Source organism: Pseudoalteromonas luteoviolacea (genome assembly GCF_021654285.1).
Taxonomy (GTDB): Bacteria; Pseudomonadota; Gammaproteobacteria; order Enterobacterales; family Alteromonadaceae; genus Pseudoalteromonas; species Pseudoalteromonas luteoviolacea_J.
Window position 1 is genome coordinate 59,594 of sequence record NZ_JAKFZS010000002.1, and the last position, 26,167, is coordinate 85,760.

Below are 26,167 nucleotides of genomic sequence, written 5' to 3' on the forward strand. Positions count from 1 at the left end.
CTTTAGCAAAAATTTTAAATATTGACTGCAACGGAATCAACATCTTTTACTCTTGCTCTGATAGTTTTTCCAGATTTCACGTTTTTAACCCTGATTTGCTCCCCCAAGTTACCATCTTGTAAGGCGATACCTTGGGTTTTAATCGCAAAATTCTTGTTCCCTGCCAAAATAATGACAGAGTCTCCCTTACATACCATGCATATCTGACGAAGGTTAATCGCTTTTTCTGCTTGTATGCGGCGTTTCGTTTTGCTCCCAACTAACATGTCAATGCTGTCTATATTGGATGCGCGAACAAAATGCTTGGGGCGCATAGCGACCTTTAAATCTTCAGCTTGTAACACCGTTCCTTTATCAAGCTGTTGTGTAGTTACAATAACGGGATACAAGGTTTCGATTTTTACATGCACAAACTGTACCCATGTTCTTCTGTCTGTGCACCTTACTTGTATCGTGACTTGGCGATTAAATGGGGGTCTTGCCTTACTGGAGATCTCTAAAGGGGATTTGCATGGGCGACTCGGGATCCTCGCGTCGAGTGGCAGTGCGGATATATTAAGTACCCCTTTGGGGTCTTCAGTGCTGTGTTCTTCGACATACTTTATTGCGAGTTCCTGAACTTTTGATGGCTCATAGGTCTGAGCATATACAGGCTGGTTGGCTAAAAAGTAAGCCAGAGTGAGAAAGAATTGAACTGCAATTGTATTTTTTAACAAACTCATGATGTTTCGACTATGCTTATTGGGTGAAACAAGGTATAAAGATTTTGCGTGAATTGCTTCACCGCTTCAAGGGCAACTTTGAATGCTATATAACAAGCAAACATTGTTCCGATAAGCTGTATTTTGAGTAGGAGAATGAAATGGCAGGTATTTTAGACTCAGTTAACCAACGAACTCAGTTGGTGGGTCAAAACCGACTTGAACTATTACTCTTTCGTTTGAAGGGGCGGCAACGCTTCGGTATCAATGTTTTTAAAGTAAGAGAAGTACTTCAGTGTCCACCTCTTACTGCTATGCCAAAATCAAATTCATATGTGCGCGGTGTCGCGCATATCCGCGGGCAAACTATTTCTGTTATCGATATGTCTCTTGCCGTGGGCGGTCCTCCAATTGAAGACATTAAGAACTGCTTTGTGATCATTGCTGAGTACAACCGTTCAGTACAAGGTTTCTTGGTGGGTGCTGTAGAAAGAATTGTCAATATGAATTGGGAGCGAATTATGCCACCGCCATCGGGCGCAGGCAGATACTCTTATGTGACGGCAGTGACAGAGATTGAAGAAGAGCTAGTTGAGATTTTGGATGTTGAAAAAATCTTGAACGAAATTTGTCCCATCAACACCGAGGTCAGTGAAGAGATCGTCGCTGACGGCGAAATGCAAAAAGATCTTGGTGAGCGAATCGTATTTATCGCTGATGACTCTGCGGTTGCGAGAAATCAGGTCAAACGTGCACTTGAACCGTTGGGCGTGCAAACAGAGTTAGCTAAAAACGGTAAAGAAGCGCTAATTCGATTGAAAGAGATTGCAGAAGTTGACTGCCAAAATGACATAACAGAGCGTGTCGGCTTGCTTATCTCAGATGTTGAAATGCCTGAGATGGATGGTTATACGTTAACCGCAGAGATTAAGGCTGATCCAAAACTTGCACCTTTGCATGTCATCTTACACACATCCCTTAGTGGTGTATTCAATCAAGCCATGATTGAAAAAGTAGGTGCAGATGATTTTATTGCTAAATTTAACCCTGATGAACTGGCTTCGGCAGTGAAAAAGTGGGTCCATTGTGATTAATAACTGGTGGTAAACATTGGAAAATAAACATTTAGAGCAGAGCGAGTACGATCAGTTTCGCACCTTTTTAGAGCAGCAGTGTGGCATAGTACTTGGTGACAATAAGCTTTATTTGGTGAAAAGCCGCCTCGCGCCTTTGATGTCTCGATTTAATGTCGATTCTTTATCATCGTTAGTGACAAAAACTTTGAGTCCGCATGAAAGGCAGCTACGTGCAGCAGTTGTCGATGCGATGACGACAAACGAGACATTGTGGTTCAGAGATCAGTATCCGTTTGAGTTACTAAAAAAGAAAATTTATCCAGAATTTAAAGATTTACGTAGGCCTGTGAAAATCTGGTCAGCGGCAAGTTCATCAGGACAAGAGCCTTATTCAATCGCCATGTCAACGAGTGAGTATCAATCCTTGAATCCTGGCGCCATGAAAATGGGGGCTCAGGTTGTGGGCACAGATATTTCCAACACAATGTTGGATATGTGTAAAAATGCAGAGTATGACGCATTGGCATTGGCCCGTGGCTTATCGCCGGAGAGACGCAAAAAGTTCTTTATTGACAGTGGCAATGGCATGGCTAGAGTCGTTGACCCGATCCGAAAAATGGTGAATTTCCGTCATTTGAACTTGCTGGACTCCTATGCCTTATTGGGTAAATTTGATGTGATATTCTGCCGGAATGTGCTGATATACTTCTCGCCTGAGGTAAAAGCAAAAATTATTTCTCAGTTTGCACAAGCATTGAATCCAAATGGTTACCTATTTTTAGGTGCTTCGGAGTCAATGGCTGGGTTAAGTGATGATTTTGAAATGCTCAGGTGTAACCCTGGGATCATCTACCAAAAAAAATCTTAAATTGAAAAGCAGCCGACAGGCTGCTTTTTTGTTAGTTTAGAATTATGTGTGGCACAAAGCGACTGAGGTCTTGCGTGATCAGGCTAGGATCTGCACGTAACCCCATACCGGCAGGTCTATTACCGACCACCCAACTTCCTACCACAACATGTTCATTAGCAAATTTAGGCAGTGCTTTAAATGCTTGGTAGATAAAGCCCTCTTCACCATATTCTCCACTCGATTTGGCGAGTAATTTACCTGCTTTGATGATTTCTATACTTGCCCCCTCACGAGAGAAAATAGGCTTTTTTACTATACCAGTATTCTTATCGAGTAAGTGCTTTTGATCGTCAAAATAAGCGGGTAACAAATTGGGGTGATTTGGAAAGTATTGCCATAGCAACGCTAAGATGGCTTTGTTTGAGAGCAGAGATTTCCATGCAGGCTCTAGCCATTGAGTAGACATGTTGTTGAGCGACTGGCCGTATTCGTCATCAAACATAAACTCCCACGGGTAGAGCTTAAAGCACCAGTCAATTTTTTTATCATTCAAGTCAACAAATTGCTGCAAAGTATTGATACCAATGTCTTCGATAAAGGTAAATTGACAGGGAATACCAGCATCTAATGCACAGCTTCTCAAGTAATCTACAGTGCCTTTATCTTCTTCTGTTTCTTTACAGCAGCTAAAGTGCAGTGTTTTAGCGCGGTTAAATTTATGAATATGTAAAAATCGCGCAATTAGCTGCTCTTGAATACTATTAAATTGGTCGCTGTGCGGTGGAAGTGCTCCAGTATTGACTTGCTGTTCTAACCACATCCATTGCCAGTATGCTGATTCAAATAGAGAAGTAGGCGTATCATAGTTTGCTTCTAAGAGTTTAGCTGCTGACACGCCATCATAACAAAAGTCGAAACGTCCATATAGGTGAGGGTCTTTGCGTAGCCATGAACGTCTTATCATGTGCCAGTAGGGCTCAGGAATAGCAAATCGCCGCATTAATTCGTCATCATCACATATCTTGTCTACAAGGTATAACAGCATGTCATGCAACTCTTGCGTTGGCTGTTCGATATCTCGTTCAATTTGTGACAGGGTGAATTGGTAAAACGCGCTTTCGTCCCAATAAGGGGCGCCGTGCATAGTATGAAATTTGAAACCAAGGGCATTGGCTTGAGCTTGCCAGTCAGCTCTTGGCTTAATAGGGACTCTAATCATGGTACCTTGCGATGTTGTATAGGGGGCTTTAACCGCCCCAACTTTTTGAACTGGCACTACGACCAAATCCACCGCGACTTTTGGTACGGGTGATTGTTTTGCTCGGTTTTGGCTTATAGTTAACTACTTTGCTTTTAACTGTGGTGGTACCAGCAGAATTCACACTGGCAACGACACTGTTTTGCGCATTACGATACTTAAAATAATCATCTTTACTGCGGTAGAGTGGTTTCGCACCTGAATAGTACTTGCCACTCAAAAAAGCGGCTTTCCTTTTCTTGCGCTTTTTCATCGCATCTAGGCCTTCGTCAACGGCCTCTGCGAGCAGTGCAACCATAAAGCCGGCCATAACAGGTCGCCATAAACCACCATTGTTTTCACAGCGTTCATAGCCAAAGTCGCTTTCACACAGTTGCTCTGTGGCATATCTAGGTGCTTCAGATAAATGCTGATCTTTTGCTTGCTCGTAATGAAATAGGCATGATTCAGTTTCTACACCAAACGAGGTACACTCATCTACATCTTTAAAAAGTAATGCTGACTCTTCAGAATCTGAGCACCCGATCAAACCAGCCGAAGTACCCATCATTAGGGTGAGTTTGATTTGCTTACTGCGTTTCATACTCACTCCTTAGTAGGTCATGCAGGCTGCATTAAGAATGCCCGTAGCCAATGACGCTCCACCTAAGAAAAGGCCTGCGCTAATATGGTTATTTTCTATTTTTTCCGACAACTTTGGCATATAAAGTCGTACTAAAAAGAAAGTCAGTAACTGCATCACACCGGCAATAATGCCCCAAATAGCAAAATCTACCAGTGATACTGCATTAACCGCAGCGCTGGCGATTGGCAGGGTAAACCCAATGAGTGTACCGCCGAAAGCTGCGGCAGCTGAGGGGTTATCCTCCTTAACCAGTTTCCATTCGCAATGCGGCGTAATTTTCGTATAGACGTATAAAAAGGACAGTATTAGCAAATAGCCAATTAGAAAATATAAAATAAATGGAATAAATCCCTGTAAAGATTCCAAAATCATTATGATGCTTGCCTTAGGTGTTATTATTCGTGAAGCAGTAGGTGCTCCAATTCTCGATGGAGTATATCATCATCTCCAATATTTAATTCTATCAAACGTTTGAGGTGGGTAACACTGTCTATGTCAATTTGCGCACAATGCAGGCCTAAATGTGCTTCTTCAATATGGCGAATTTCTACTTCCATGTTTATTTCTATCTCACTACCGGGTAAATGAAATTTTAAACTCGCAGGTTGTCCCTTGAGAGGCGTTAGCCCAGTTGGTAGTGTGATAAGTGCACCATTTAGGGATAAATCGATAATTTCACACTGGTAATCGCCAGTTGTTGTCATTAAAAAGGCGGTATTAGAGAATAAGATTCTGGAAAACTTTCTGCGTTCTGTCATAAGTCGATCTCGTCATATGGATATATCCAAGTTTAGTCATTATTTGACTGACTAACCAGCTATAAAAAAGCCCTGAAGTTTTCAGGGCTTTTAATTTATTTGATTATAAAGTTAACCAATTTTTTTGTATTTGATGCGCTTAGGTTCAGCAGCCTCTGCACCAAACGTTTTCTTTAGCCATTCTTCATATTCTGTGTAGTTACCATCGAAGAAGTTAATCTTTCCTTCATCACGGTAATCTAAGATATGCGTGGCGATGCGGTCAAGGAACCAACGGTCGTGCGAGATACACATGACACAGCCTGGAAACTCTAAAATCGCATTTTCCAGTGCGCGAAGCGTTTCTACGTCAAGGTCATTGGTTGGCTCATCCAGTAGGATAACGTTACCACCCGCTTTAAGTAACTTAGCTAGATGCAAGCGGTTGCGCTCACCACCTGAAAGTTCTTTTACAAACTTCTGCTGATCGTTGCCTTTGAAGTTGAAGCGGCCCACATAGGCACGGCTTGGGATTTCGAAATTGCCGATCTTTAAAATATCTTGGCCATTAGAAATCTCTTGGAAAACAGTATTGCCATCATCCATATTGTCACGGAACTGCTCAACAGTAGCTAGTTCAACCGTGTCACCGAGTTTGATCTCACCGCTATCTGGCTGCTCTTCACCGCTTAACATTCTAAATAGTGTTGATTTACCAGCACCATTGGCACCGATGATGCCGACAATCGCACCTTTTGGCATTGCGAAGCTTAAATCATCGATTAAGACACGATCGCCAAAGCCTTTTTTCAGATTATTGACTTCGATAACTTGATCGCCCAGACGTGGACCTGGTGGAATAAATAGTTCGTTGGTCTCATTACGTTTTTGGTAATCAGACTGCTGTAGCTCAGTAAACTGTGCCATACGCGCTTTTGATTTTGCTTGACGACCTTTAGGGTTTGAGCGGACCCACTCAAGTTCTTTCTCGATTGATTTTTGACGTGCCTTTTCAGATTTCTCTTCTTGCTTAAGACGCGCATCTTTTTGTTCAAGCCAAGACGTATAGTTACCTTCCCATGGAATACCATGGCCACGGTCTAGTTCTAAGATCCAGCCAGCAACATTATCTAAGAAGTAACGGTCGTGGGTGATTGCAACCACTGTTCCTTCGTAATCATGTAGGAAGCGTTCAAGCCAAGCCACAGACTCAGCATCAAGGTGGTTGGTCGGTTCGTCCAGTAATAGCATATCTGGTTTTTCAAGCAATAGACGACAAATTGCAACTCGGCGTCTTTCACCACCAGAGAGGTGCTCAATCTTGGCGTCCCACTCAGGTAAACGCAGTGCATCAGCTGCACGCTCAAGCGCGTTGTCCAGGTTATGACCATCATGTGCTTGGATAATAGCTTCTAATTCGCCTTGCTCTTTTGCAAGTGCGTCAAAATCAGCACCGTCCATCGCGTACTCCGCATAGACTTCGTCTAAACGAGTGAGTGCATTTTTTACTTCACTTACCGCTTCTTCAATGGTTTCACGTACGGTTTTGCTTTCATCTAACACAGGCTCCTGTGGTAGGTAGCCAATTTTTGTGCCAGGTTGTGGGCGTGCCTCACCTTCAAATTCGGTATCAACGCCTGCCATAATACGTAGTAATGTTGACTTACCCGCACCATTTAGACCAAGTACACCAATTTTTGCTCCTGGGAAAAAACATAAAGAGATATCTTTAAGAATAGTACGCTTTGGTGGCACAACTTTGCTCACCCGCGACATTGTATAAATATATTGAGCCATGAATATAGTCCGACTTATTTTTTATTTCCGCTATTGTAGTTACAACTTACGGCGCATTCAATGTAAGTGATCAGATAAACGGAATATGGTTTGATTTAGTTTCTCTAGATAATTGACTGTTTTTTGCTCGCAACTCTATGGCGGTATATAAAACCACCAGTTACTCGCTTTTTTAAGCAATAGGTTTGCTTTGTAACTTTGTTTACATATGAAAATAAAATGAAACTCAGAGAATCTTCTTTTTCGGTATGAAAAAACACATTTTTTTTAAGTCTTTATTGTTAGGGCATTTTTGACCTGTTTGAAATCCTAAAAAAAGGTATTATTTACCTATGCTCAGCAAAGCTATACAGGAATGCTGTTAACTTTCTTGATGCTATTCAGAGCAAGAATAAAACACTCATGGTCCGTATGAGTATGAATACCGCCTTTAGAAAGGGGGGGCTGAAAAAGGTGGTTTACTTAATCACCTCACAATCTAGTCATAGATAACTTCACAGCTTATGGCTCCGATCACTCACTGTAAGCTGAACATAACTCCATATCACCACGAAGCTTAACTGCACAATCAGTAAGGATCGCAATGACACAGTCAAGTTACTCATCAAACAGAATTTTTAAAGATAAACGTACACCACTTGGCGCGGAAATTCTCCGTTTTGCAAGGCGTATGCGTGGTTTCACTCAAGCGGAGTCAGCCGCTAACTATGGCATTGAAGAGCGAACGCTGAGGCGTTGGGAAAATAGGGAATATAGCCCAAAGTGGAACGATGTGGTGGGTTTAGTGGAAGACGTTTATTCACTCGATATTATAGAAGTAATAGGAAAGCTCAATGATTGCGACACAAATAACCATTAAACAAATTCGCAGTGCCTTGAGGCGCTGGGGCAAATATTGGCGACAGCGAGAGCAGGGCAAGGGCTTCAGTCGCCAAGCAATAACAGAGCAAACTGGAGGGGGCCATACTAATTACTTCTCCAGTGACATGATGAATGTACCGGAAGAAATTGAATTACTGGGGCAGTTAATCAGCAAACTGCGACCAGAATGCATCCGAGCAATACGCGCAAAGTATTTGTTGGATGTTGAACTAAGCCAAGCGGCAAAAATGCTTGGTTTTGATACAAAGCGCTCCGCAGAGTTTTGGTTAGTTAAGGCCGAAAAAACACTCATGTTGGAGCTGAGCTACTAACGAGTAGGAAAATAGATGTCGATCATGAATACGGTTGAGCAAATCAAGAAACATGAGGGCTATCGACGCTTTCCGTATTACTGTACGGGAGGCAAATTAACGATAGGTTATGGCAGAAATATAGATAGTAAAGGAGTGGATAAAGAAGAAGCTGAGTATTTACTTGCACAAGATATTAAAAATGCGCTAGCAGGCGTAAAGCGTCGCATTGATATATCTCATTGCAATGAAGCGCGCGTAGCCGTGCTGACAAATATGGCATTCAATATTGGCTTACAAGGACTGATGGGGTTCAAAAGGATGCTTGAACACGTTCAACAAGGAGAGTTTGAAAGTGCCGCGGTTGAAATGCTTGATAGTCGTTGGGCAAACCAAGTGCCAAGCCGAGCACAGGAATTGGCGCAGCAAATGTTAAGTGGGGAGTGGCAATCATGAACTGGCTTACAAATTTGTTCACTGGCAGTGTGAGAGAGCCACTGCAAGTAGTCGGTGAAATTATAGATGAATTGTATACGAGTGAAGAAGAAGTACTCGAACAGCATGTAATAAAAGCAAGGCTACTTAATAAGCAAAGTGAAATACAAGCACATATAAATTCAGTACAGGCAAGCCATCGAAGTCGATTTGTTGCGGGTGCTAGACCATTTTTGATGTGGGTATGTGGACTGGGATTTTTGTTTGCTTTTGTGATCAACCCAATTTTACAGTGGTTGTTTCCAGAGCAAGGGGTACCCGTTTTGCCACTTGAAGTGATGCTGGAATTGACTTTAGGTATGTTGGGGCTAGCAGGCCTTCGCACCATTGAAAAGTTGAAAGGAGTGGCAAAGTGAGACAACCTGAAAACTGGCAAATGAAAAAGGAATTGAGTTTAGCCCACATTCTTACAACGATTGCCTTGGTTGTATCAAGCATCTTGTATCTAAGCGATTTAGATAAACGCATTACTACTAACTCTCAAGAGTTAGCTCACTTAAAACAGATCCGCAAGGAAGATCAAAAACGGATTGAAAAGCGCCTAGATTCAATTGATAAAAAATTGGACGCGCTATTGAGCGCAAAGCGCTCTAACCCATAAGGCCTTATCTGGCCACTGTTTAAAAATCCCTTTTTTGTAATTAATCACTTAAATCCATGTGCACAAGCTATGAGATTGCATGTGCGTTCGTGCGCAAACGTATTATCAGGAGACGAATTGTGAGTACAGCCATCGAATTAGCTAAATTGCCACCACCTCAGGTCATTGAAGCGCTTAGTTATGATGAGATTTATAAGCAAATGGAGCAGGCTCTGCTCGACAAGTTGCCGGATCATGCTTTATTGGCCTCTGATCCAGCGATCAAATTAATTGAAGTTGCGTCGTATCGCGAACTTTTACTCAGACAAAGGATTAATGACGCGGCAAAATCTGTGATGCTGGCGTTTTCGCAAGGCAGCGACTTAGATAATTTAGGTGCTTTGTTTGGCATTGGACGCGCTGAAAATGAAGGTGATGAACGCTATCGCCAAAGAATCCCTCTATCGTTAGAAAGCTATAGCATGGCTGGTACTAAGGGAGCATATGAATATCACACCTTCTCTGCCAACGATAAAGTTAGAGATGTTTATGTAGACTCGGATAGTCCTGGCTATGTAAATATATACGCGTTGATAGATACCATGACACAATCGCAAGCCAACGAAATTAAAGCCGATATTGATGACAGGCTTAATGACGAAGATATTAGACCCATTACAGACAAAGTTGTCACCCAGTGGGTAATGCCAACAATTGAGACGCTTAGTGCACAAATTTATTTAAATATAGGCGCTAATAAGCAACAAGTTGAACTGGCGATTATGCAGGCACTCGACGCTTTTATTGCCGAGCATTGTAAGTTAGGCTCAGAGATCCCTCACTCGGGTATCATTGATGCATTGCATCAGCCAGGAGTGCGAAAAGTGAAGTTACTGACGCCCACGGAAGACTTACAGCCTGCGGTTAATCAAGCATATAGCTTGGATATTAATTTACAATTTCCAGATGAGGCTTAACTATGAGCGAAAAGTCACTCTTGCCTCGCAATACGACTCAATTAGAAAAAACAATTGAGCAGCAGTTATCTCATACTCGTGAGCAATTTAATACTACCACTGTGATCCCGGATTATATTGGCTCGCAGTGGGACCCGTTGACTTGCCCTGAAGCTTTGTTGCCATGGTTAGCATGGGCGCTGTCGGTTGATGAATGGAAAGAAGATTGGCCTGTAGAAACCAAGCGGGCAATGATAGCTAACTCGGTATCTGTGCATAAGCACAAAGGGACGGTGGGCGCGGTTAAACGCGCGCTGGCATCGCTCGGTCTCGAAATAGAATTTTTTGAATGGTTTGAAGATATCGATGATGTCTATATAGCGCCACATCACAGTGGCGAGCCACATACGTTTACGTTTATTGCGTGGGCAAACGCAGTGCCTTATACCAGTCGCGCGGTGGTGCTTGACCAAAAGCTGTATGATGCAATAAATCGTGTGACTAACCAAACCAAGCCTCAACGGGCACATTTTGATTTTTTAGTTGGCATGAAGATGTCGTCGCAAATTGCTGCGGCCACCAGTGGTCACGGTTTTGCCTCAAGTCGACTTTATGCCAAGGTTATGCCGCACACTAAAGAGCGTGCTGGCAGTAATACACTTTCACTCGCTGGTGCTATTTCTGGGCATCGCACAGCCTCTTCTCGCTATTACGCAGCCTCTTCTTCTGAGCGCAAGATCACATCATCAGCTCAACCAGGCTGCGCCCTTGTTATTAGAAAAAAGGTGCCTTTGGTTAGTCGCCAGCGCATCAATACTGCCAGTGAGCGAAAGTTAAGAGCGGGTGCCAAACTCGGGTTTGGCGCGGCACTTTCTACTGGGTCAGGCCAAGTGGTTAGGACCTATATACGCAGTGATCAAACCATGCCTTCGCGTTTGATTGAATTTAGCAGCCGTCTTACGGGCGCTATGTCAAACAGCGCAAAGCAAACGACAGTCTGTCGTTTGTACTTCAATGCAGTGTCTGCATCGTAAATTTTGATAAACAAGGAGTGCAATAGTGAGCACGATTTTACAACCGGTGATCACGTCAGCGGGACTGGCTGCTGTGTTCAGAGCACAGCAAAATGGCTTTAAAGCCAAAATCACCAAAATCGGGATTGGCTCAGGTGTGCATCAAGTGGATGAAAACACCACCAATCTGAAAGCAGAGCGATATCGTCTGGATATTGACTGTGCAGAATATGATGAAGCAAATAAACAGCTTCACTTAACCGTACGCGACGACTCTAAAGTGGCGGATGACGGGTTTTTTGTCAACGAGGTCGGTTTTTATACTGAAGAAGAAGTAAACGGACAAATACGTCATGTGTTATTTGCTGTGTATTCAGCAACAGATCCGATTGCGTATAAATCAAATGATATTGATCTGTTATTGGCGTTTGACCTGACACTGACAGGTGTGCCTGGCGATGCTATCACCATTATTGATAAAGGGGTCGACTTTAATATCTTGATAGCCCCTGAGCTTGCCAAAATGGCGCGTTCACAGATCATGAATATGTATCGTCATTTAAAACAAAAGTTTGCATTAATTGACAAAGGTATTTTGTAAGGAAATTTCATGAAAAAAGTAGATAACCAGCGTGCACAAACATTAGCAGAGGAAGCCCTTAAGTTGATGCAAGAAGCAAAAGTATTGCAGCAACAAGCGCAATGTCAGGCGGCTCGCATTTTGGGCTATCAACAACAAAGTGATGGTTTGGCCTTTAAATATTTAGCGGCGAAAGCCGAGCATGGTGAACATAGCCAGCAAGCATGTGATGCTAAACAGGCGTGGCTCCATTCAAGAAAGTCTGTGCAGGCGCGTTATCCAAAATTTCATGGAAAATAATTCAAAACAGATTTTAAAAAGCCCGCTTTTAGCGGGCTTTTTGCATAAATGGAGAACGTAAATGTCTTTAGAACAAGATATCACACGCGTTGTTGAGGCCACTGAAGGGTTGACTGCAACCGTCGATAATCAGATCAGTGAAATCACGAACAAATTAAACACCGCGGTGGCTGAGACGAAAACCAAGGTGGATGCCCATCTAGCCAGCGCTGATGCCTTACTTAATTCTTATGAAGAGCGTCAGTCGCACTTTCGAGTGACAAAAAACCAAGCCTTGGTGGCGAACCAAGCGGGCACCTTCCCAGAAGCTTGGGCTGGCGGTTTTGTAACAAAAGCAACAGTGCTAGAAAAAGTTGAAACCAATGTTGAGCCTACTCAGCGTACGCCACTGGCAAGAGAGTTTTTAAAAGCCATTAATTCAGACACAAAGTGGTTTGCTCAGAACTTTAATATTTGGGAACTGGAATATGCGCCGAACCGAGGCGGAGATAACAGCCATGTCGATGCCTATTTAATGTACCAGTATTTAAGAAGGCCGACGCACATTACAGCAGGTGCCGTTGTTAAGCATATTCGTGGACCCGTGCCAACAAACTTTTGGTGTCATGGCCTAAAAGCCGGAGAGCCTGCCAAAGTATGTGGACTTCATATTCAACATAATAGTCGAAATCACTATACGCATTGCCACCCTTATGTGCCAGGCAGAAACTTACCGGCTGATCAAACGGGTGTTATTCAGGTTGCATTGCCAGCGGTTGTGACAGGTCATGTGCCTTTGGATAAATCTTGGGGTCAGTTTGCTTACATCGGTGACGGTGCATACGACGTGATTGCATAAGATAAGGAGATAAATTAAATGGCTAAATTAATCGTAAATGGGCAGGTGGTCGAGCAGTTTTTTGATGCCAATATGCAGCAGTACGCGGTAGCTCAACTGGTTGAAGAAAACTTTGGTAAAGACAGCACGTTCTCCGTTGAATTATCTGTAGAGGAAGCACAGCAAAAAAGCCGTGATGATGTTCGTTTATCTATTGAGCAGCAAGTGGCTGATACCGAGTCTTTGCTGGGTACAACGTCAGACACAGTACATATGTTACTTAATGAGCTAAGTGGCTTTGTCAATAAATTAAGCGATGCATCCACCTTAGCGGAGATGCGCACTGCTACCACATCACTTAAAGCGGCAATTGGCGATATTGAAACAAAAGTTTCAGCAGGTGAGCTGAGCTTTCCTTATCAGACCAAAGGCCAAGATGCGGTGATGGCAGATATTATGACACGTGCAAACGGCGTTGATACTGTTATTAAAGCAAAGTAAGTCAGGCATAACACGGTTCTGAGCACACCGTGTTGATGCAGAGTTAACAAACGCAAACGTGAAGCCCACCATTTGGTGGGCTTTTTTATTTTAAATTGGAGGTAAATTATGTCTTTAGAGCAAGACATTGCACATGTAGTCAGTGCAGCAGAGCAGCTAACTGGCATCGTAGATACAAAAATTGAAGATATTAACAGCACAGTGAATGGCAAAGTTGCCCAGATGAACTCGCAAGTTGCTGTAAAAACGCATGAAATTGATACGACAATTTCTCAGCAAGTGCAGCGTGTTGATACTGCCTTAGAGAATAAACAAATACTGGGTGATGGTGGCAGGGGAACCAGAAGTATTGATATCGCTCGTTTTTTTACAGCTACTGTTGGTGCTACTTATATTCATCTAAAGCTACCCTACCGATTAGATCGAGACAACCGAATGTACCATATCAAGGTAAGTGGGTATGAGTTTCATAAAGGCAAGATCGTAGATACAACATTTGCTGGGTATTGTTACAACCAAGGCAACATACTTGGCTTTAAGCAAGAGCTGGGTACACATGAACCATTTTCATATGTTGGCAGTGATAACCATGTCTATTTGCGTCTGACTATCGAAGATAAATATTATTTAAATCTCAGTGTTGATTCTATGTATGTGGGTAATGGCATGGTGCTAAAACCCGGCGATATCGCTGTGATTGAGAGTACCGAATTAGAACTATAAGGAAAATAATGATGGATAAAATGATAGCAGAGCAATTATCGACTGATCACGAGAGACAGATTATTACCAGAAATGAAAGGATGTCGAGAAGGCAAAAAATTACAAATCGAGTGGCAGACGAGGGGAGTTTGTTAGGCTCCACATCGGATATTTCTCATATCCTCCTTCATGAACTGAGCATATTTATAAATAAGCTATCAACGGCCAACTCTTTGGCAGACATGCGCGCTTCAACAGAGTCTTTGAAAAATGCGATAGGTGCAATTGAAGGGAAAGTGGCCAGTGGTGAGGTTGAGTTACCTTATCAAGTAAAAGGTCAGGAAGCCGCTTTAGAAGAAGCGGTTGTACGTGCCCACGGCGTCAGCAGTCTATTGAAATAAATTGGTTTAGTTTGCTAAGTGGCAAATAGAACGATCAACAAACCCAGCCCACCTATTCGGTGGGTTTTTTATTTTTAAAATGGAGGTAAACATATGTCTTTAGAGCAAGACATTACACGCGTCGTTGAAGCGGCGGAAAAGTTAAGTGATATCGTCGATACCAAAATTGAAGATATCGATAACCGCGTGGCACAAAAGGCCATTGAGATTGATCAAAAAAATGCGGCGGTTGAAAGCCGCTTAACAGCGAAAGAGCAAGCGGTTGATGCCAAAATACAAGCGTTTCAAAGGGCGTTACCACTGGCACCTAACACTCTTGTGGACTCAAAATATTTTAATTCTATTTGTGAAGCTAACAATACCCCAACAGATATATTGACGGCACACAAAGCGCCTTGGACGTCTTTTTTGCACGATGGAACAGAAGGCAGTGGTACTGTTACTCGCTTAACACTAGATAAATTGGACGAATATGGCCTGACACCAAATCAGGATTTTCAGAGCCGTGGTATTGGGTCAAAAAACCATGGTGGAGAGCATTATTATGGCTCTAATTATCGTGTTTTACTGATGGACATTGAAATTACCAAAGGCCGCACTAACGATGCAGATAATGGTTATTTCTTCGTGTTATCACAAGGCTGTGATACGCATGTTGGATGGAGTAAAGGAGAGTTTTTAACGCAAGCCAGTTGCTGGATAAATGTGTTGGAAAGTTCAGGCACGATAAGATTTCATCCATCTTCAAACCGCTCTGCTCACATTACATGTGATCACACGGATGTCGGTAAAGGCTGGCAGTACAAGCACGCCGTTCGACAAGGTTGGGGTGGGTGTCATCAGCCTTTGTTTATCGGCATGGGGAGAATGAAAGTGGCAATGTGCCTGCCTTATGTTGGTACGGGTAATCATGGCGATAATATGATTTGGGCAGATAGTGTAGGTTTCCCTTATACACATACTGACGCAGCTGGATATGTAGGAGTATAAACATGGCATTATTGAAACAAATCTCAACAGGTCGCATTGTGGCAGGTGGACTAACTACACCAGAAAGCGCTCAGAAAATAGCAAAAAATGCCGGAGTTGATGAAGGGGATTATCAGCTCATTTTCTCCGAGCAAGAAGTTCAAGAAAATCGTCGAGAACGATATGCTCATGTCTGTGACCATCTCTTCATAGATTACATGGCAAGCCTGACTGAATTTGGCGACACTGCGCAAAAAACCATTGACGCAAAGCGCGTATGGTTAGATGCCAGAGCCAATGTTAAAGCAAGTTTTCCTAAATCATAGCTTGTTAACCCCCCTTATGTGCCTGTCTTTGCGTTAACCGGGCACTTCTCATAACTTTAATCTTGGGCTTAGTTATGTCATTGACAAACTTTAGCGCCATAGATCTCAGCCGTTTGCCGGCGCCAAACCTCATTGAGTCACTAAGCTTTGAAAAGATTAGGGCTGAGATTTTAGATGATTTTAAAACGCGCTTCCCCGAAGCAGAGCTTAACCTAATCAGTGACCCTGTTATTAAGTTAGTGGAGTCATTTGCTTACAGAGAGTTACTGTTGCGTCAGCGCATTAATGACAGTGCACATGCGGTATTACTTGCACATGCTACAAGCAGCGAGCTTGATTACTTGGGCAATCGCTTTGAAGTTGAACGTGTAATATTAGAGCCTGCTGACAATACACAGATACCTCCAAAACTAGCTGTTTATGAAAGTGATGAGCGGTATCGTGAACGTATTGCACTTGCGCTGGAAGGATTCAGCACTGCGGGCCCAGCAGGCGCATATGCATTTCATGCGCTGAAGGGCTCGCAATATGTCAAAGACGTGTTTGTAGATGCGCCCGAGTTTGCGTATGTCGACCTGCCGGAGCAAGTATCGAGTTTACTACCACCAAGTGCACGGCTATTGGTGTGTACATATGACGCAGGTTTAACGCCAGAAGTATTGTCAGGCGCTGAGCCGTCAGAGCCCGCTCCTGGGGATGTGGTGGTGACGTTGCTTACAAGTCAAGGAAATGGTCACGCAACGACCGACGTAATGGAGCAAGTTCGAACGCAGTTAAACAAGGAAAATGTAAGGCCATTGACTGACAGAGTACACATTAAATCTGCAGATATCATCGAGTTTGAACTAGATGCGGTATTACATATTTATCCAGGTATGGATGGGCCTGCACTGGTTGAGGAAGCCAAAGCAAGTTTAGCTGCGTGGTTGGCTGAACACCATAAACTGGGTCATGACATTTCTCTGTCTGGTTTATATGCGGTATTACATCGAGAGGGGGTGCAGCGAGTTGAGCTACTGGCACCGCAATGGGATATTGCCGTGCAGGCGCATCAGGCTGCGTTTTGCTCTCGAGCGACTATCTCAGTGGGAGACGAGCATGTCTAACTTCACGTTGCAGGGGAATACTTCTGATTTGGAGTTGGCGCTTGAACATTGCAGTGACCGTATACTTAATATCCCAGTATCCCATAAGCAGTTGTGGGACCCATGGACATGCCCTGCACGGTTTCTACCTTGGCTTGCCGATGCGTTAAGTGTGGATGTTTGGGATAGTGCATGGCCTGAGCATGTACAGCGCAAAGTTATTGCAGATAGTGTGCCAAGGCATAGATATAAAGGGACTACCAGTGCAGTCAACAATGCATTAAAAGTACTCAATACGAAGGTTGAGTTGCAAGAGTGGTGGCAATATAGCAAGGTGCCGCACAGTGTTAAGCTGCTGGCCATTGGTAATGACAATTTGGACAGCAAAGGTAGCTCACTTTTAACTCCTAAACTACAGGCACAAATGTGGCAATCAGTGGTCGCCACAAAGCCCATGCGAACCAGCATCGAATTTGATATTGGCATAGAGGTAAACGCAGGCATACAGGCGGCAGGTGGCGGGCAAAGCGCATCGGTGCAGGTCGCTGTACATCGTGACGAGCCGATCTTTAATTTTTCACCAGTCATGGTCGGTCATTTTGCAGCAGCTCAAACCGGCAGTATGCATGTATCAAAATTAGCAGATAACCCGAGTTTTGATTTTAACTTGAGTTCAATACATGTAACTTCGATGAGCGCATCTAATCATATTGGAATGCAATCTCTTCAAGATAAACCGAGTTTTGATTTTAACTTAAGTTCAATGCATGTGGCTTCGATGACTACATCTAGTCATGTTGGAACACAGTCGTTTGAAGATAAAGCAACTGCATATTTTAGTGCAGGTACTTGTGTGACATCCAACGCAGTCGCGATACCATTATCTAATGCTTTTTTAAAAGATGCCCCAAACTCTCACCATATATCAAAGAGTTCACTAACAAGCGGTGCTTACACCGTTTCAATTCAAAATATCACGCTTAATTTATAATCTGAGGTACATATATGAATGTATATACACCTGTTGTGACGCAACAGGGAATAAACGCAGCGGTCAGTGCCCTTGAGCAAGGGGTTAAAATTCAAATTGGCCATATTGCTGTGGGCGATTCGGGCTATACACCTGACAGAAATCAAACGGCTTTAAAAAGCCCAAAAAATACGGCTCCTGTGTCAGGTGCTGAAGTAGTAGGGAATGGTCAATTTCACGTGACTGCAGAGTTTACGGATGATAAGCAGTATGCGGTTAAAGAAGTTGGTTTTTACCTTAATGATCATGAAGACGAAAGCCAACGAACCTTGTTTGCTGTTTGGTCCCACCCTGAAAATGTGCTTTTTTTTCAAACACCGATTGCAAAGATTGTACAAGGGTTCGATTTGCTTTTAACGGCGGTTCCGCCTGACAGTTTAGACTTTAATGTATCGGGCGATTTAAGTTTATATTATGCCGATGAGTTTGCTGCACTGACGATTGCACAAACTAAAGCGCTCACAGCGCAAATTCAGTCTAACTTGAGGCAAATTTACTTCAATGACCGACTTTTAAACTTGGAGGGCTAGGATAATGTCTAGTTTATCTAAGAGCGTAGCAGAACTGGCCAATCATAATGCGAATTTGACCCAGCAATGCAGTGAGCTGACGGATGATATTAATCAGTTACTACTCAATGTGGATACTAAGGTTGATACTGCTTTTTCCAAAGTGAGTGGCGAAATTAAAAACACATTTGAGCAAGTCTTGTATGTGAATGCTGATCAAGCGGTTGGCAGCGACAGCAACGATGGTCTCAGCCCACAAACGCCACTAAAGACGATAAAAGCTGCGGCGGCTAAGCTGGTACCTGGCTGCTTTGCTCGCATTATGCTTGCTGCAAACGATGTTGAGCATGTTTGTGCAACTATTACGGTCCCTGATTGCTCAGTTATTTTTAATACGTATACAGAGGATAGTTGGCAGGCTATTGGTTTAAAAATGCGTTTTACCGGCTCAATAGCGTTCAATACACGAGGCGATAATGCATCAATTTCACTTGAGTTGTTTGGAGAGTTCCAAAAAACCATGTTGATGGCAGGTAATCGCTTATTTGAAAACTTAGGCAAGGCTGCTTATTCACTAGCCAGTGACAGTGCTAGCTTTCCTGTGGTGGTGTTTCATCGCAATACGACAGGGCAATTTTTTCCTTACTTTGTAGCGGCAAATTATGCCAAGTTTAGCAAAGTTGGCTTGCTGACGATGAGCAATGTCACGTTTGCCTCGCATATTTCTAATATTGCCGGTGAGACAGTTTATGAGCCTATGCCACATATCCGCTTGGATACCGCTCCTGTGGGTGGTGCCGTACTGGCAGTATTTAATAACGTTGATATGCATTGCAATCAATTGTCTAACCCCGGTGTGGAATTGGCTGCAGGGTGCTACTTGATCTCCAAAGTGACAGGGTTAAATCATATTGCGCCACCAGTTGCTACAAGCAGCTAATCTAACGACTTTTCCCTTCTTATTACTTATCTATATTTAAAATTAAATTGAGGACAATATTTATGTCTACACAAGCTAAAACGCTTGAGCAGCTCATCACAGAGCTACATACAACCAATGGTGAATTAATCACAGCGAATAATGATTTAACCAATACAGTGGTTAATAAAACAGGTGAAATTGATGCGGCCGTGGCAAAAGCGCAAGCGGATGTGAGTGCTGCAATTGCTGCTGGAGACAGTCGTATTCAAAAAGCCATTAATGATTTGGCACAAAGCCATGCAGATATGCGCATTAACTACTATGACCGTAAGTTACATAGTAAACGTACACTGATTGAAGACAATGGTCTGGTGCTGGATCCAAATGATGAATCTCGATCTAATTGGATAAGAGTGCCAAATGGAGGTGCATGGAGTGGGCACAATACATACCCAGCAGCTAAAGCGCTCACTAAGGTCCATACAGTGTCGGGTTATTCATATGCGCCAGGTTATTCTGAATCACCTGAGCAGTATGTAACTGACTGGAGCACCACATTTATGCAGTTTATATTAACCAATGAAAGTGCGACCAGCGAGCAGATAAATGACAATATAGCGTCTCAAGGTGTTAACGTAGGTCAATCACAAATGGGGGGCTGGTGGAACGGCTCTTTAGTGAAAGATATTCCGTGTATGAATATCACAGGCTTACATCCATACAGTTGTTTATTCGTAAGGTTAGTGAACGGAGTAGCAAGTGGCGCATCTGATCGTCAAGGCTTGCTGCCACAGAATGTTTTACAGTTTGGCGGCAACTGCAACTTCTCAATTGATCGTGTAGTTAATTACCCTAGAATTCCAGAATAGGTGATGTATGTCTGAGATAAACTTTTTTGATTACAAAGATACTAGTTTAAATCATGTTAAAGCTGAGCAGCGCTCACGTATTCACTATGAAGTTGCAGATGCTGATTCGCTGATAGGCACGACCTCTGATACTGCTCATTTGCTCTTGGTTGAGTTTGCCAAACTAACACAGGCAATTTCAACTGCAGCTTCTCTTGATGAAGTCAAATCGGCAGCGTTACAATCTGCGAACTTGTTTACATCGATAGTGGATAAGCAAAATGCAGATCAATTGACTTTTCCGTATCAGCATAAAGGAACTGAAACCGTGCTTGCTGAGATTGAAGCGCGTGCACAAGGTGTTACTGATATTATTAAGTAATAATTGAACAATTCCTTCCCTAGAGATCCTCTATGAACTCCCAGTACTTTGATTTTTCTGCGCTCCCAGCGCCAGATATCATTGAGCCACTGGACTATGAACGTATTTACCAAGCCCGCAAAGACAGGTTTAAATCCATTGCGCCGCAATATGCTGATGCATTAGAGCTTGAAAGTGACCCATTGACAGTCTGCCTGCAAGTGGAAAGCTATCGAGAGCTGCTATTGCGCCAGCGTATCAACGAAGCGGCGTATGCTAATTTGTTAGCGACAGCGCAAGGCGGCGATTTAGATCAGCTTGGTGTATTTTATGGTCTTGGGCGTGCCGAGGGTGAAGAAGACGGTAATTACCGTCTTCGCATTCGGCAGAAAACTCTGGCTTCCAGTACCGCTGGTAGCAAAGATCATTACCGTAATGCAGCGCTCACCGCTGCCCCCAATGCTATTCGTGATGTAGAAGTGGATAGCCCTGCCTCCGGACGTGTTCGCGTGTCGATATTATTTCAAGATACAGACTCTGCCGATGCGCTTTTACAGCAAGTACGAGAATACGTACTGAGCGATCAAGTTAAGGTTTTAACGGATCAGGTAGAAGTCAATCATGCAGAAGAAGTGCCTGTTGATGTGAAAGCGGATATTTATCTGCAACACAATGTACCTAATTGGGTATTTACACAGTTAGAAGAAAAGCTCCGCGCTGCTTGGCAAGACGCCATGGCGCTTGGCGTTGCGATGACCCCCAGTTGGCTGAGTGCTCAACTGCATGTCGAAGGGGTAAAGCATGTTGAAATACATACACCAGATAGCTTGATCAATATCGAGTCCAATCAATATGCTCAGTTAGGGCAAATTCAATTATGTCTGATCACCTAGATAAAAATAGCGATGCATTACTGCCTTACAACCACAGTGAACTGCAAGCTGCTGTTGTTAAGCACGGGCAGTTAGAGTTGATGCTGGGTGAGGGCATATCGCTATTACGTGGCTTTAAATCTCACCCTCAACAATCTTTGTTACCTTGGCTCATTTGGGAATATGGTTTAGGTGCTTTGGTGCCTTACTTAGATGACCTTGACCAAGTACTACAACAAGGCCTGACTTGGCAGCGGATCCGAGGGACGCGAAAAAGTCTTGAAATGGCGTATGGATGGCTTGGCTTTTCACTTAAAGATGTTGAAGAGTCAACATCCTATCGTCACTTTTACCGCTACCAATGTCACCTTGAGCAATTGCCCAACTTAAATGATGTTGAACGCATGTCTCAACTGGCTGAGCTTAGTGCACCCGCAAGAAGTGAGCTGACCCGTGTCACCTATCAATTTGATATCCGAGAACTGACTTTATCAGCAAAACCTTTTGGCTCGCTGTTAAGTGATCACTCCGGATTTAGGCATCACCTCAAAAATGGCAAGCTACTGCGAATAAGCACTAAGCGTACGCACCCAGAACACTATAGCTTTAGCAGTGATACGCACAGTAGTGGTTTAACTCGCAAACATAATAGCGCTTGGCAGAGTTACTCCTCTGAAATTTTAGGCGTTTTACGTCTTAGTGAGCCGCTTATAAATCAATTTGGGGCGACTTCGGTGCACAGTCGTCAGTCGAGTCGTGCTTATACTCTTGACCAAGCGCAGTGGTTTGGTCATTGGCAAGCGAGCAGTTGGTCCGCAATTCAATCACCTCAAGTGATTATTGCACACCAGCAAAATCGTTAACTTTTTCAAATATTAACAAATCTTGAGCTTGGTTTTATGCAACTCTTCATGAGTGTTTGCAAGGATAGTTATGTCATGCCTAGGAAGGCGCGTTGAGACACTTGGTAAATGAGTTAATGCGGTACATGGGCCGAGTGAAGGACGATAAGGAAATATTTTGGCTATTCTTACCCGTGCAGGGCGAACTATGCTCGCTCAAACAATTGCACAAACTCCTATTTATTTGGCTTGGGGACGCGGCGCGTCTCAGTGGCAAACGCCACCTGCCGAACCTATTGCCGCGACAAGTCTTGCTGATCCTATAGGTTATCGTAAAGCAAAAAAAGTCGGATTTTGTTATCCCGATGATCAAGGTGACATCTTTATTCAAGGTGGTCGCTTTAGCTTATCCTCTGAGCCAACTCAGCATATTTATTGTGAATTTACCTTTGATTTTACTGATGGCGCAGGAGAAACCGTGCGCGAACTTGGCTTAATGTCAGGCTTGCAAGCAGATGCTCAGCTCCCCGATGGCTTGGTATATTTGACGCCGGAACAGGTAGCTAACCCTGGCACTTTATTGCTTCTTGAACATCGTGCTCCGCTTATTCGTGAGCAGGGCGTGCGAGAAAGCTTCGAATTTGTTGTCAGCTTTTAGAGGTGTTTATGCTTGACGATTATTATGAAAAATTTCATGCGGACTCGGGTTATGAACGATTACTGTTCAGGGCCGGTAAGGGACTGCAAAGCAGAGAGCTCAATGATTTACAGTCACAAGTCAATCACCAAATAAAGGGGGTTGCGGATGTACTCTTAAAAGATGGTGATTTGGTCAAAGGTGGCGAAGTGATCATTGATGCAAAGTTGGCCACTGCTTTAGTAACAGACGGTGAAGTGTACATTGCCGGGCAAGTAAGGCCGGTATCAAGTAGCGCTGTACCTATCGATATGGCTGGCAGTGTCGATGTTGGTGTGTGGCTCACGCATAATGTGGTGACTGAGGAGCAAGATCCAAGCCTAAGAGACCCTGCTGTTGATGCAATTAACTTTGATGAACCTGGCGCCGCACGTTTGCAACAAGTTTGCCAATGGGGGCTACTCAGTGATGCGATTGGCCCTGATGATGCATTTTACCCTGTGCATAAAATAGAGCAGGGCACGTTAATCATAAAACAACCGCCACCGCAGCTTGATGCGGTTACACAAGCGCTTGCACGTTATGACAGAGAGTCAAACGGCGGAAGCTATGTGGTTGAAGGGATGTCTTTAAGTTATCGAGGTGCAGATCAAACCGTTCAGAGCTTTAGTCTAGAAGAGGGTAAAGCCCATATCGAAGGCTATGAAGTGGCGTTTGCAACCTCGAGAACGGCTGAATTTGATTATGATCCTGATGTAGGTGAGGTCAAAGAAGAGCCGAAAACTTTCCAATCCGATGGCCAAGGTATCATGCGTATTGATACGGACTTTTTCCCTGTTAAACAGATAGAAGAAGTCAATGTGACTGTCGAAAAAACGACTCAGCTTACCCGGGGTCAACTGGCTGGTGGTGAAGATCTACTACCGGACGATTCTGTTTTAGAAATCTTAAGCATCACGCAAGGCGATACAAACTCTCAAGAGAGTACGACGTATATTCAAGGAACGGATTTTATCTTTTTGCGAAACCACATCAGTTGGCAGCTCAGTGGCGAGGAACCCGCTGGCGGCAGTCAATATGAGGTAACGTACCGTTATAGAAAGCAGCTTATGCTCGACTTTGATGAATACGGTTTTAATCTTGATAGGCAGTTGGTTGATGGTGGCGTAATTGTCGATAACACCTTAGTGACAATTGACTACCAGTGGCACCGTCCACGCATTGATTTAATTGTGCTTGATCGCTTTGGCCAAATAAAGCGGATTAAAGGGCAGGCAGCACATCAATTTCCTATTGCGCCTAAAGCGCCTGCGCATCATTTAGCTTTGGCGCAAGTTACCCAATCTTGGTTAAGTGAACAAGCGCCTGCGATTGAAAACTTAGCTGTACGCGCGGTTTCTATGTCACAGCTTGAGCAAATGCAAAATCAAATTGGTGACCTTTACCAATTGCTGGCAATTGAGCGTCTTCGCAATGATGCCAATAGCCAAGACCCAGCCAGTAAATATGGCGTGTTTGTAGATCCGTTCATCGATGACGATATGCGAGATGCGGGCATCGTACAAACGGCTGCCATTGTTGATGGCGAGTTAGTACTCCCCCTCAGTGCGGATATTGCAGATTTGCCAGTACCAAACGATGGGTTACTGACCTTACCCTATGAGTTAGAAAATGTGCTCGAGCAGCCCAAGCAAACGGGCAGTATGAAAATAAACCCTTATCAAGCCGTTGAGCCTATCCCTGCCACGATTACTTTGACACCGAGTCTTGACCACTGGACACAAACGCAGCGCAGTTGGACGAGCCCGATTACGCAACGGTTTACTCGAGGTGGAGGATGGCGCACTCGTACCACGCAATCAACGCAAACACAGGTGATTGGCCGCACAACGCGAAGTGCTGAACTATTACGCCGCCGTTGGGTGAACTTCTCCTTGTCTGGTTTTGGCGAAGGTGAAGCACTGAAACGGGTAATTTTTGATGGCATTGTGGTGACACCAGAGGAGACATAATGATTAACGCAGATCCAAACGGCCGCTTAAGCGGCCGTTTTTATATTCCCGCAAACATTCCTGTTGGCAGTAAAACAGTGAGGTTTGAGGGAGAAAAAGGCTCATTCGGTGAGGCAACTTACACTGGTAGTGGCACCATCGTGAGTGAAACAGCACGCCGTATTACCACAATTACAACGGTACGCTTTGACCCTTTAGCGCAAACATTTACGTTGCCACAAAGACGCTTTATTGCGGGTGTTGAGCTGTGGTTTAAAAAAATAGGGGGTGATAAACCCGTTCGCGTTCAGATTAGAGAAACCGAAGTGGGTATTCCCAATCAGACCGTTTTGGCGGAAGCATCACTTGAGCGCTCTATGTTTAAAGTGAATGGTGAGCCAACCTTATTTGAGTTTGATCCGGTCTCGCTTAATGCGGGGCAAGAATATGCCATTGTGGTGTTAACGGACGACCCCGATCATGAAGTGGCGATTGCTGAACTCGGTAAGTTTGATAGTGAAAGTGGCTGGGTGACCACACAGCCATATCAAGTTGGCGTATTACTTTCATCAAGTAACGCGTCTACCTGGACACCACATCAAAATAGAGATTTAACCTTTAGGTTAAAAGCGGCTCGTTTTACACAAACAACGCAGACAGTCCCCCTTGGTCAAGTTGAGCTGGATGAACACAGCGATATTTTAGCAATGGCAGTGATTGAGCGTCCAAGCAGTGAAACTCAACTGCATTTTGAATTCAGCGGTGCGCAATTAGGTCAATTTAATCTGCAAGAGTGGCAAGCACTGCGTTTGGCCAACAAGGTGAAGGAGCCTTTGCAGGTGAGCGCGAGATTAACGGGAACCGAAACGCAAACGCCGGTGTTATTCGATAGTGTGCAAACTGCATTGGGTAAAGTGAGTAATGAAGCTGATTATGTAACCCGTGCCATTCCATGCCAAATCGGTGGCAGTTTGAAAGTGAGTTTCGAAGGGCAGCTGCCCGGTACGGCCAAAGTGGATGTGTTTATTCAGCAACAAGGTCAATGGGTAAACATACCGCAGAAAACAACTCAGCCACAGGGAGATGGTTGGTTATTGTGCAATTACGAGTTTTCTAACCTGAGTGAATCACAAGCGCGCGTGAAGCTGGTGTTATCTGGTACACACATAGACAGGCCTCGCGTACGTTCTCTCAGAACCTTCTCAATTTAGGAG

General features: G+C 43.8%; 34 protein-coding genes. 28 read left to right on the top strand and 6 right to left on the bottom strand.

Going from position 1 to position 26,167, the window contains the following annotated elements; all coding sequences use genetic code 11:
* Positions 1 to 14: 14 nt before the first annotated feature.
* On the bottom strand, positions 15 to 722 hold the full coding sequence (gene flgA, locus L1077_RS01580; protein ID WP_237135315.1) for a flagellar basal body P-ring formation chaperone FlgA: 708 nt from the start codon (positions 720 to 722) through the stop codon (positions 15 to 17).
* A 140-nt stretch (positions 723 to 862) separates the two neighbouring features.
* Here flgA and L1077_RS01585 point away from each other — a divergent pair, with 140 nt between their 5' ends.
* Positions 863 to 1,795 carry a chemotaxis protein CheV gene (locus L1077_RS01585; protein WP_039608536.1) on the top strand — a complete coding sequence of 311 codons (933 nt, stop codon included), beginning with the start codon at positions 863 to 865 and terminating at the stop codon, positions 1,793 to 1,795.
* A 16-nt stretch (positions 1,796 to 1,811) separates the two neighbouring features.
* Positions 1,812 to 2,645, top strand: a complete 834-nt coding sequence (locus tag L1077_RS01590) for a CheR family methyltransferase (protein WP_237135316.1) — start codon at positions 1,812 to 1,814, stop codon at positions 2,643 to 2,645.
* Between the two features lie 31 nt (positions 2,646 to 2,676).
* On the opposite strand, the gene L1077_RS01595 is transcribed toward L1077_RS01590, so the two are convergent.
* From L1077_RS01595 to ettA, 5 genes are all read right to left on the bottom strand, one after another.
* Positions 2,677 to 3,846 (bottom strand): glutathionylspermidine synthase family protein, encoded by a 1,170-nt coding sequence (locus tag L1077_RS01595; RefSeq protein ID WP_237135503.1) that lies wholly within the window; start codon positions 3,844 to 3,846, stop codon positions 2,677 to 2,679.
* Positions 3,847 to 3,874: 28 nt separating this feature from the next.
* On the bottom strand, positions 3,875 to 4,468 hold the full coding sequence (locus tag L1077_RS01600; protein WP_237135317.1) for a DUF1190 domain-containing protein: 594 nt from the start codon (positions 4,466 to 4,468) through the stop codon (positions 3,875 to 3,877).
* 9 nt (positions 4,469 to 4,477) lie between these two features.
* Entirely contained in the window at positions 4,478 to 4,882 is a 405-nt protein-coding gene (locus tag L1077_RS01605; RefSeq protein WP_063360354.1) for a DUF350 domain-containing protein, read from the bottom strand.
* A gap of 23 nt (positions 4,883 to 4,905) precedes the next feature.
* The gene (locus L1077_RS01610) at positions 4,906 to 5,268 is read right to left on the bottom strand and encodes a PilZ domain-containing protein (protein ID WP_237135318.1); all 363 of its coding nucleotides are present in this window, start codon (positions 5,266 to 5,268) and stop codon (positions 4,906 to 4,908) included.
* 111 nt (positions 5,269 to 5,379) lie between these two features.
* Positions 5,380 to 7,044 (bottom strand): energy-dependent translational throttle protein EttA, encoded by a 1,665-nt coding sequence (ettA, locus tag L1077_RS01615; protein WP_237135319.1) that lies wholly within the window; start codon positions 7,042 to 7,044, stop codon positions 5,380 to 5,382.
* 583 nt (positions 7,045 to 7,627) lie between these two features.
* On the opposite strand from ettA, the gene L1077_RS01620 reads away from it, so the two are divergent.
* From L1077_RS01620 to L1077_RS01745, 26 genes are all read left to right on the top strand, one after another.
* Entirely contained in the window at positions 7,628 to 7,903 is a 276-nt protein-coding gene (locus tag L1077_RS01620; RefSeq protein ID WP_063360351.1) for a helix-turn-helix domain-containing protein, read from the top strand.
* Positions 7,878 to 8,237, top strand: a complete 360-nt coding sequence (locus L1077_RS01625) for a hypothetical protein (RefSeq protein WP_237135320.1) — start codon at positions 7,878 to 7,880, stop codon at positions 8,235 to 8,237. The genes L1077_RS01620 and L1077_RS01625 overlap by 26 nt, the downstream gene beginning before the upstream one ends.
* 15 nt (positions 8,238 to 8,252) lie before the next feature.
* Positions 8,253 to 8,672, top strand: coding sequence for a glycoside hydrolase family protein (locus L1077_RS01630; protein WP_063360349.1), 420 nt, complete (start codon positions 8,253 to 8,255; stop codon positions 8,670 to 8,672).
* Complete coding sequence (locus L1077_RS01635) at positions 8,669 to 9,067, top strand: 3TM-type holin (RefSeq protein ID WP_063360348.1); 399 nt, start codon at positions 8,669 to 8,671, stop codon at positions 9,065 to 9,067. Before L1077_RS01630 ends, L1077_RS01635 begins: the two co-directional genes overlap by 4 nt.
* Positions 9,064 to 9,312, top strand: a complete 249-nt coding sequence (locus L1077_RS01640) for a hypothetical protein (RefSeq protein WP_155731861.1) — start codon at positions 9,064 to 9,066, stop codon at positions 9,310 to 9,312. The genes L1077_RS01635 and L1077_RS01640 overlap by 4 nt, the downstream gene beginning before the upstream one ends.
* A gap of 119 nt (positions 9,313 to 9,431) precedes the next feature.
* Complete coding sequence (locus tag L1077_RS01645) at positions 9,432 to 10,268, top strand: baseplate assembly protein (protein WP_237135321.1); 837 nt, start codon at positions 9,432 to 9,434, stop codon at positions 10,266 to 10,268.
* 2 nt (positions 10,269 to 10,270) lie between these two features.
* Entirely contained in the window at positions 10,271 to 11,281 is a 1,011-nt protein-coding gene (locus L1077_RS01650) for a phage tail protein I (RefSeq protein ID WP_237135322.1), read from the top strand.
* Between the two features lie 25 nt (positions 11,282 to 11,306).
* Entirely contained in the window at positions 11,307 to 11,861 is a 555-nt protein-coding gene (locus L1077_RS01655) for a phage tail-collar fiber domain-containing protein (protein WP_063360345.1), read from the top strand.
* A 9-nt stretch (positions 11,862 to 11,870) separates the two neighbouring features.
* A complete protein-coding gene (locus tag L1077_RS01660) occupies positions 11,871 to 12,140 on the top strand; it encodes a hypothetical protein (protein ID WP_237135323.1) in 270 nt (89 codons plus the stop codon).
* A gap of 61 nt (positions 12,141 to 12,201) precedes the next feature.
* On the top strand, positions 12,202 to 12,978 hold the full coding sequence (locus L1077_RS01665) for a hypothetical protein (protein WP_237135324.1): 777 nt from the start codon (positions 12,202 to 12,204) through the stop codon (positions 12,976 to 12,978).
* A gap of 18 nt (positions 12,979 to 12,996) precedes the next feature.
* A complete protein-coding gene (locus L1077_RS01670; RefSeq protein WP_237135325.1) occupies positions 12,997 to 13,458 on the top strand; it encodes a hypothetical protein in 462 nt (153 codons plus the stop codon).
* Positions 13,459 to 13,566: 108 nt separating this feature from the next.
* A complete protein-coding gene (locus tag L1077_RS01675; protein WP_237135326.1) occupies positions 13,567 to 14,181 on the top strand; it encodes a hypothetical protein in 615 nt (204 codons plus the stop codon).
* Positions 14,182 to 14,189: 8 nt separating this feature from the next.
* On the top strand, positions 14,190 to 14,561 hold the full coding sequence (locus tag L1077_RS01680; protein ID WP_237135327.1) for a hypothetical protein: 372 nt from the start codon (positions 14,190 to 14,192) through the stop codon (positions 14,559 to 14,561).
* 93 nt (positions 14,562 to 14,654) lie between these two features.
* Positions 14,655 to 15,551, top strand: a complete 897-nt coding sequence (locus tag L1077_RS01685; RefSeq protein ID WP_237135328.1) for a hypothetical protein — start codon at positions 14,655 to 14,657, stop codon at positions 15,549 to 15,551.
* A gap of 2 nt (positions 15,552 to 15,553) precedes the next feature.
* The gene (locus tag L1077_RS01690; RefSeq protein ID WP_046358351.1) at positions 15,554 to 15,856 is read left to right on the top strand and encodes a hypothetical protein; all 303 of its coding nucleotides are present in this window, start codon (positions 15,554 to 15,556) and stop codon (positions 15,854 to 15,856) included.
* 74 nt (positions 15,857 to 15,930) lie between these two features.
* The gene (locus L1077_RS01695; protein WP_237135329.1) at positions 15,931 to 16,962 is read left to right on the top strand and encodes a baseplate assembly protein; all 1,032 of its coding nucleotides are present in this window, start codon (positions 15,931 to 15,933) and stop codon (positions 16,960 to 16,962) included.
* On the top strand, positions 16,955 to 17,932 hold the full coding sequence (locus tag L1077_RS01700; RefSeq protein WP_237135330.1) for a phage tail protein I: 978 nt from the start codon (positions 16,955 to 16,957) through the stop codon (positions 17,930 to 17,932). The genes L1077_RS01695 and L1077_RS01700 overlap by 8 nt, the downstream gene beginning before the upstream one ends.
* Positions 17,933 to 17,946: 14 nt before the next feature.
* Entirely contained in the window at positions 17,947 to 18,501 is a 555-nt protein-coding gene (locus L1077_RS01705; protein ID WP_063360336.1) for a phage tail-collar fiber domain-containing protein, read from the top strand.
* Positions 18,502 to 18,505: 4 nt separating this feature from the next.
* Entirely contained in the window at positions 18,506 to 19,420 is a 915-nt protein-coding gene (locus L1077_RS01710; RefSeq protein WP_237135331.1) for a hypothetical protein, read from the top strand.
* Positions 19,421 to 19,482: 62 nt separating this feature from the next.
* Complete coding sequence (locus tag L1077_RS01715; RefSeq protein WP_237135332.1) at positions 19,483 to 20,271, top strand: hypothetical protein; 789 nt, start codon at positions 19,483 to 19,485, stop codon at positions 20,269 to 20,271.
* A gap of 7 nt (positions 20,272 to 20,278) precedes the next feature.
* Complete coding sequence (locus L1077_RS01720) at positions 20,279 to 20,632, top strand: hypothetical protein (protein WP_237135333.1); 354 nt, start codon at positions 20,279 to 20,281, stop codon at positions 20,630 to 20,632.
* A gap of 32 nt (positions 20,633 to 20,664) precedes the next feature.
* Positions 20,665 to 21,504, top strand: a complete 840-nt coding sequence (locus L1077_RS01725) for a baseplate assembly protein (protein WP_211036916.1) — start codon at positions 20,665 to 20,667, stop codon at positions 21,502 to 21,504.
* Positions 21,489 to 22,346, top strand: a complete 858-nt coding sequence (locus L1077_RS01730) for a phage tail protein (RefSeq protein WP_237135334.1) — start codon at positions 21,489 to 21,491, stop codon at positions 22,344 to 22,346. The genes L1077_RS01725 and L1077_RS01730 overlap by 16 nt, the downstream gene beginning before the upstream one ends.
* A 157-nt stretch (positions 22,347 to 22,503) precedes the next feature.
* On the top strand, positions 22,504 to 22,983 hold the full coding sequence (locus L1077_RS01735; protein ID WP_237135335.1) for a hypothetical protein: 480 nt from the start codon (positions 22,504 to 22,506) through the stop codon (positions 22,981 to 22,983).
* 8 nt (positions 22,984 to 22,991) lie between these two features.
* Positions 22,992 to 24,974 (top strand): DUF4815 domain-containing protein, encoded by a 1,983-nt coding sequence (locus L1077_RS01740; RefSeq protein ID WP_237135336.1) that lies wholly within the window; start codon positions 22,992 to 22,994, stop codon positions 24,972 to 24,974.
* Positions 24,974 to 26,164 (top strand): hypothetical protein, encoded by a 1,191-nt coding sequence (locus L1077_RS01745; RefSeq protein WP_039608564.1) that lies wholly within the window; start codon positions 24,974 to 24,976, stop codon positions 26,162 to 26,164. Before L1077_RS01740 ends, L1077_RS01745 begins: the two co-directional genes overlap by 1 nt.
* Positions 26,165 to 26,167 lie beyond the last annotated feature (3 nt).

Excerpts from the sequence above, each read along its gene's own strand:
- L1077_RS01605 (WP_063360354.1), bottom strand. The coding sequence starts at position 4,882 with ATGATTTTGGAATCTTTACAGGGATTTATTCCATTTATTTTATATTTT.
- L1077_RS01730 (WP_237135334.1), top strand. The coding sequence starts at position 21,489 with ATGTCTGATCACCTAGATAAAAATAGCGATGCATTACTGCCTTACAAC.
- L1077_RS01740 (WP_237135336.1), top strand. The coding sequence starts at position 22,992 with ATGCTTGACGATTATTATGAAAAATTTCATGCGGACTCGGGTTATGAA.
- L1077_RS01725 (WP_211036916.1), top strand. The coding sequence starts at position 20,665 with ATGAACTCCCAGTACTTTGATTTTTCTGCGCTCCCAGCGCCAGATATC.
- L1077_RS01705 (WP_063360336.1), top strand. The coding sequence starts at position 17,947 with ATGAATGTATATACACCTGTTGTGACGCAACAGGGAATAAACGCAGCG.
- L1077_RS01620 (WP_063360351.1), top strand. The coding sequence starts at position 7,628 with ATGACACAGTCAAGTTACTCATCAAACAGAATTTTTAAAGATAAACGT.
- L1077_RS01745 (WP_039608564.1), top strand. The coding sequence starts at position 24,974 with ATGATTAACGCAGATCCAAACGGCCGCTTAAGCGGCCGTTTTTATATT.
- L1077_RS01635 (WP_063360348.1), top strand. The coding sequence starts at position 8,669 with ATGAACTGGCTTACAAATTTGTTCACTGGCAGTGTGAGAGAGCCACTG.
- L1077_RS01685 (WP_237135328.1), top strand. The coding sequence starts at position 14,655 with ATGTCTTTAGAGCAAGACATTACACGCGTCGTTGAAGCGGCGGAAAAG.
- L1077_RS01610 (WP_237135318.1), bottom strand. The coding sequence starts at position 5,268 with ATGACAGAACGCAGAAAGTTTTCCAGAATCTTATTCTCTAATACCGCC.
- L1077_RS01680 (WP_237135327.1), top strand. The coding sequence starts at position 14,190 with ATGATGGATAAAATGATAGCAGAGCAATTATCGACTGATCACGAGAGA.
- L1077_RS01630 (WP_063360349.1), top strand. The coding sequence starts at position 8,253 with ATGTCGATCATGAATACGGTTGAGCAAATCAAGAAACATGAGGGCTAT.
- L1077_RS01625 (WP_237135320.1), top strand. The coding sequence starts at position 7,878 with ATGATTGCGACACAAATAACCATTAAACAAATTCGCAGTGCCTTGAGG.
- flgA (WP_237135315.1), bottom strand. The coding sequence starts at position 722 with ATGAGTTTGTTAAAAAATACAATTGCAGTTCAATTCTTTCTCACTCTG.
- L1077_RS01595 (WP_237135503.1), bottom strand. The coding sequence starts at position 3,846 with ATGATTAGAGTCCCTATTAAGCCAAGAGCTGACTGGCAAGCTCAAGCC.
- L1077_RS01660 (WP_237135323.1), top strand. The coding sequence starts at position 11,871 with ATGAAAAAAGTAGATAACCAGCGTGCACAAACATTAGCAGAGGAAGCC.
- L1077_RS01695 (WP_237135329.1), top strand. The coding sequence starts at position 15,931 with ATGTCATTGACAAACTTTAGCGCCATAGATCTCAGCCGTTTGCCGGCG.
- L1077_RS01700 (WP_237135330.1), top strand. The coding sequence starts at position 16,955 with ATGTCTAACTTCACGTTGCAGGGGAATACTTCTGATTTGGAGTTGGCG.
- L1077_RS01600 (WP_237135317.1), bottom strand. The coding sequence starts at position 4,468 with ATGAAACGCAGTAAGCAAATCAAACTCACCCTAATGATGGGTACTTCG.
- L1077_RS01585 (WP_039608536.1), top strand. The coding sequence starts at position 863 with ATGGCAGGTATTTTAGACTCAGTTAACCAACGAACTCAGTTGGTGGGT.
- ettA (WP_237135319.1), bottom strand. The coding sequence starts at position 7,044 with ATGGCTCAATATATTTATACAATGTCGCGGGTGAGCAAAGTTGTGCCA.
- L1077_RS01650 (WP_237135322.1), top strand. The coding sequence starts at position 10,271 with ATGAGCGAAAAGTCACTCTTGCCTCGCAATACGACTCAATTAGAAAAA.
- L1077_RS01720 (WP_237135333.1), top strand. The coding sequence starts at position 20,279 with ATGTCTGAGATAAACTTTTTTGATTACAAAGATACTAGTTTAAATCAT.
- L1077_RS01690 (WP_046358351.1), top strand. The coding sequence starts at position 15,554 with ATGGCATTATTGAAACAAATCTCAACAGGTCGCATTGTGGCAGGTGGA.
- L1077_RS01715 (WP_237135332.1), top strand. The coding sequence starts at position 19,483 with ATGTCTACACAAGCTAAAACGCTTGAGCAGCTCATCACAGAGCTACAT.
- L1077_RS01670 (WP_237135325.1), top strand. The coding sequence starts at position 12,997 with ATGGCTAAATTAATCGTAAATGGGCAGGTGGTCGAGCAGTTTTTTGAT.
- L1077_RS01710 (WP_237135331.1), top strand. The coding sequence starts at position 18,506 with ATGTCTAGTTTATCTAAGAGCGTAGCAGAACTGGCCAATCATAATGCG.
- L1077_RS01665 (WP_237135324.1), top strand. The coding sequence starts at position 12,202 with ATGTCTTTAGAACAAGATATCACACGCGTTGTTGAGGCCACTGAAGGG.
- L1077_RS01675 (WP_237135326.1), top strand. The coding sequence starts at position 13,567 with ATGTCTTTAGAGCAAGACATTGCACATGTAGTCAGTGCAGCAGAGCAG.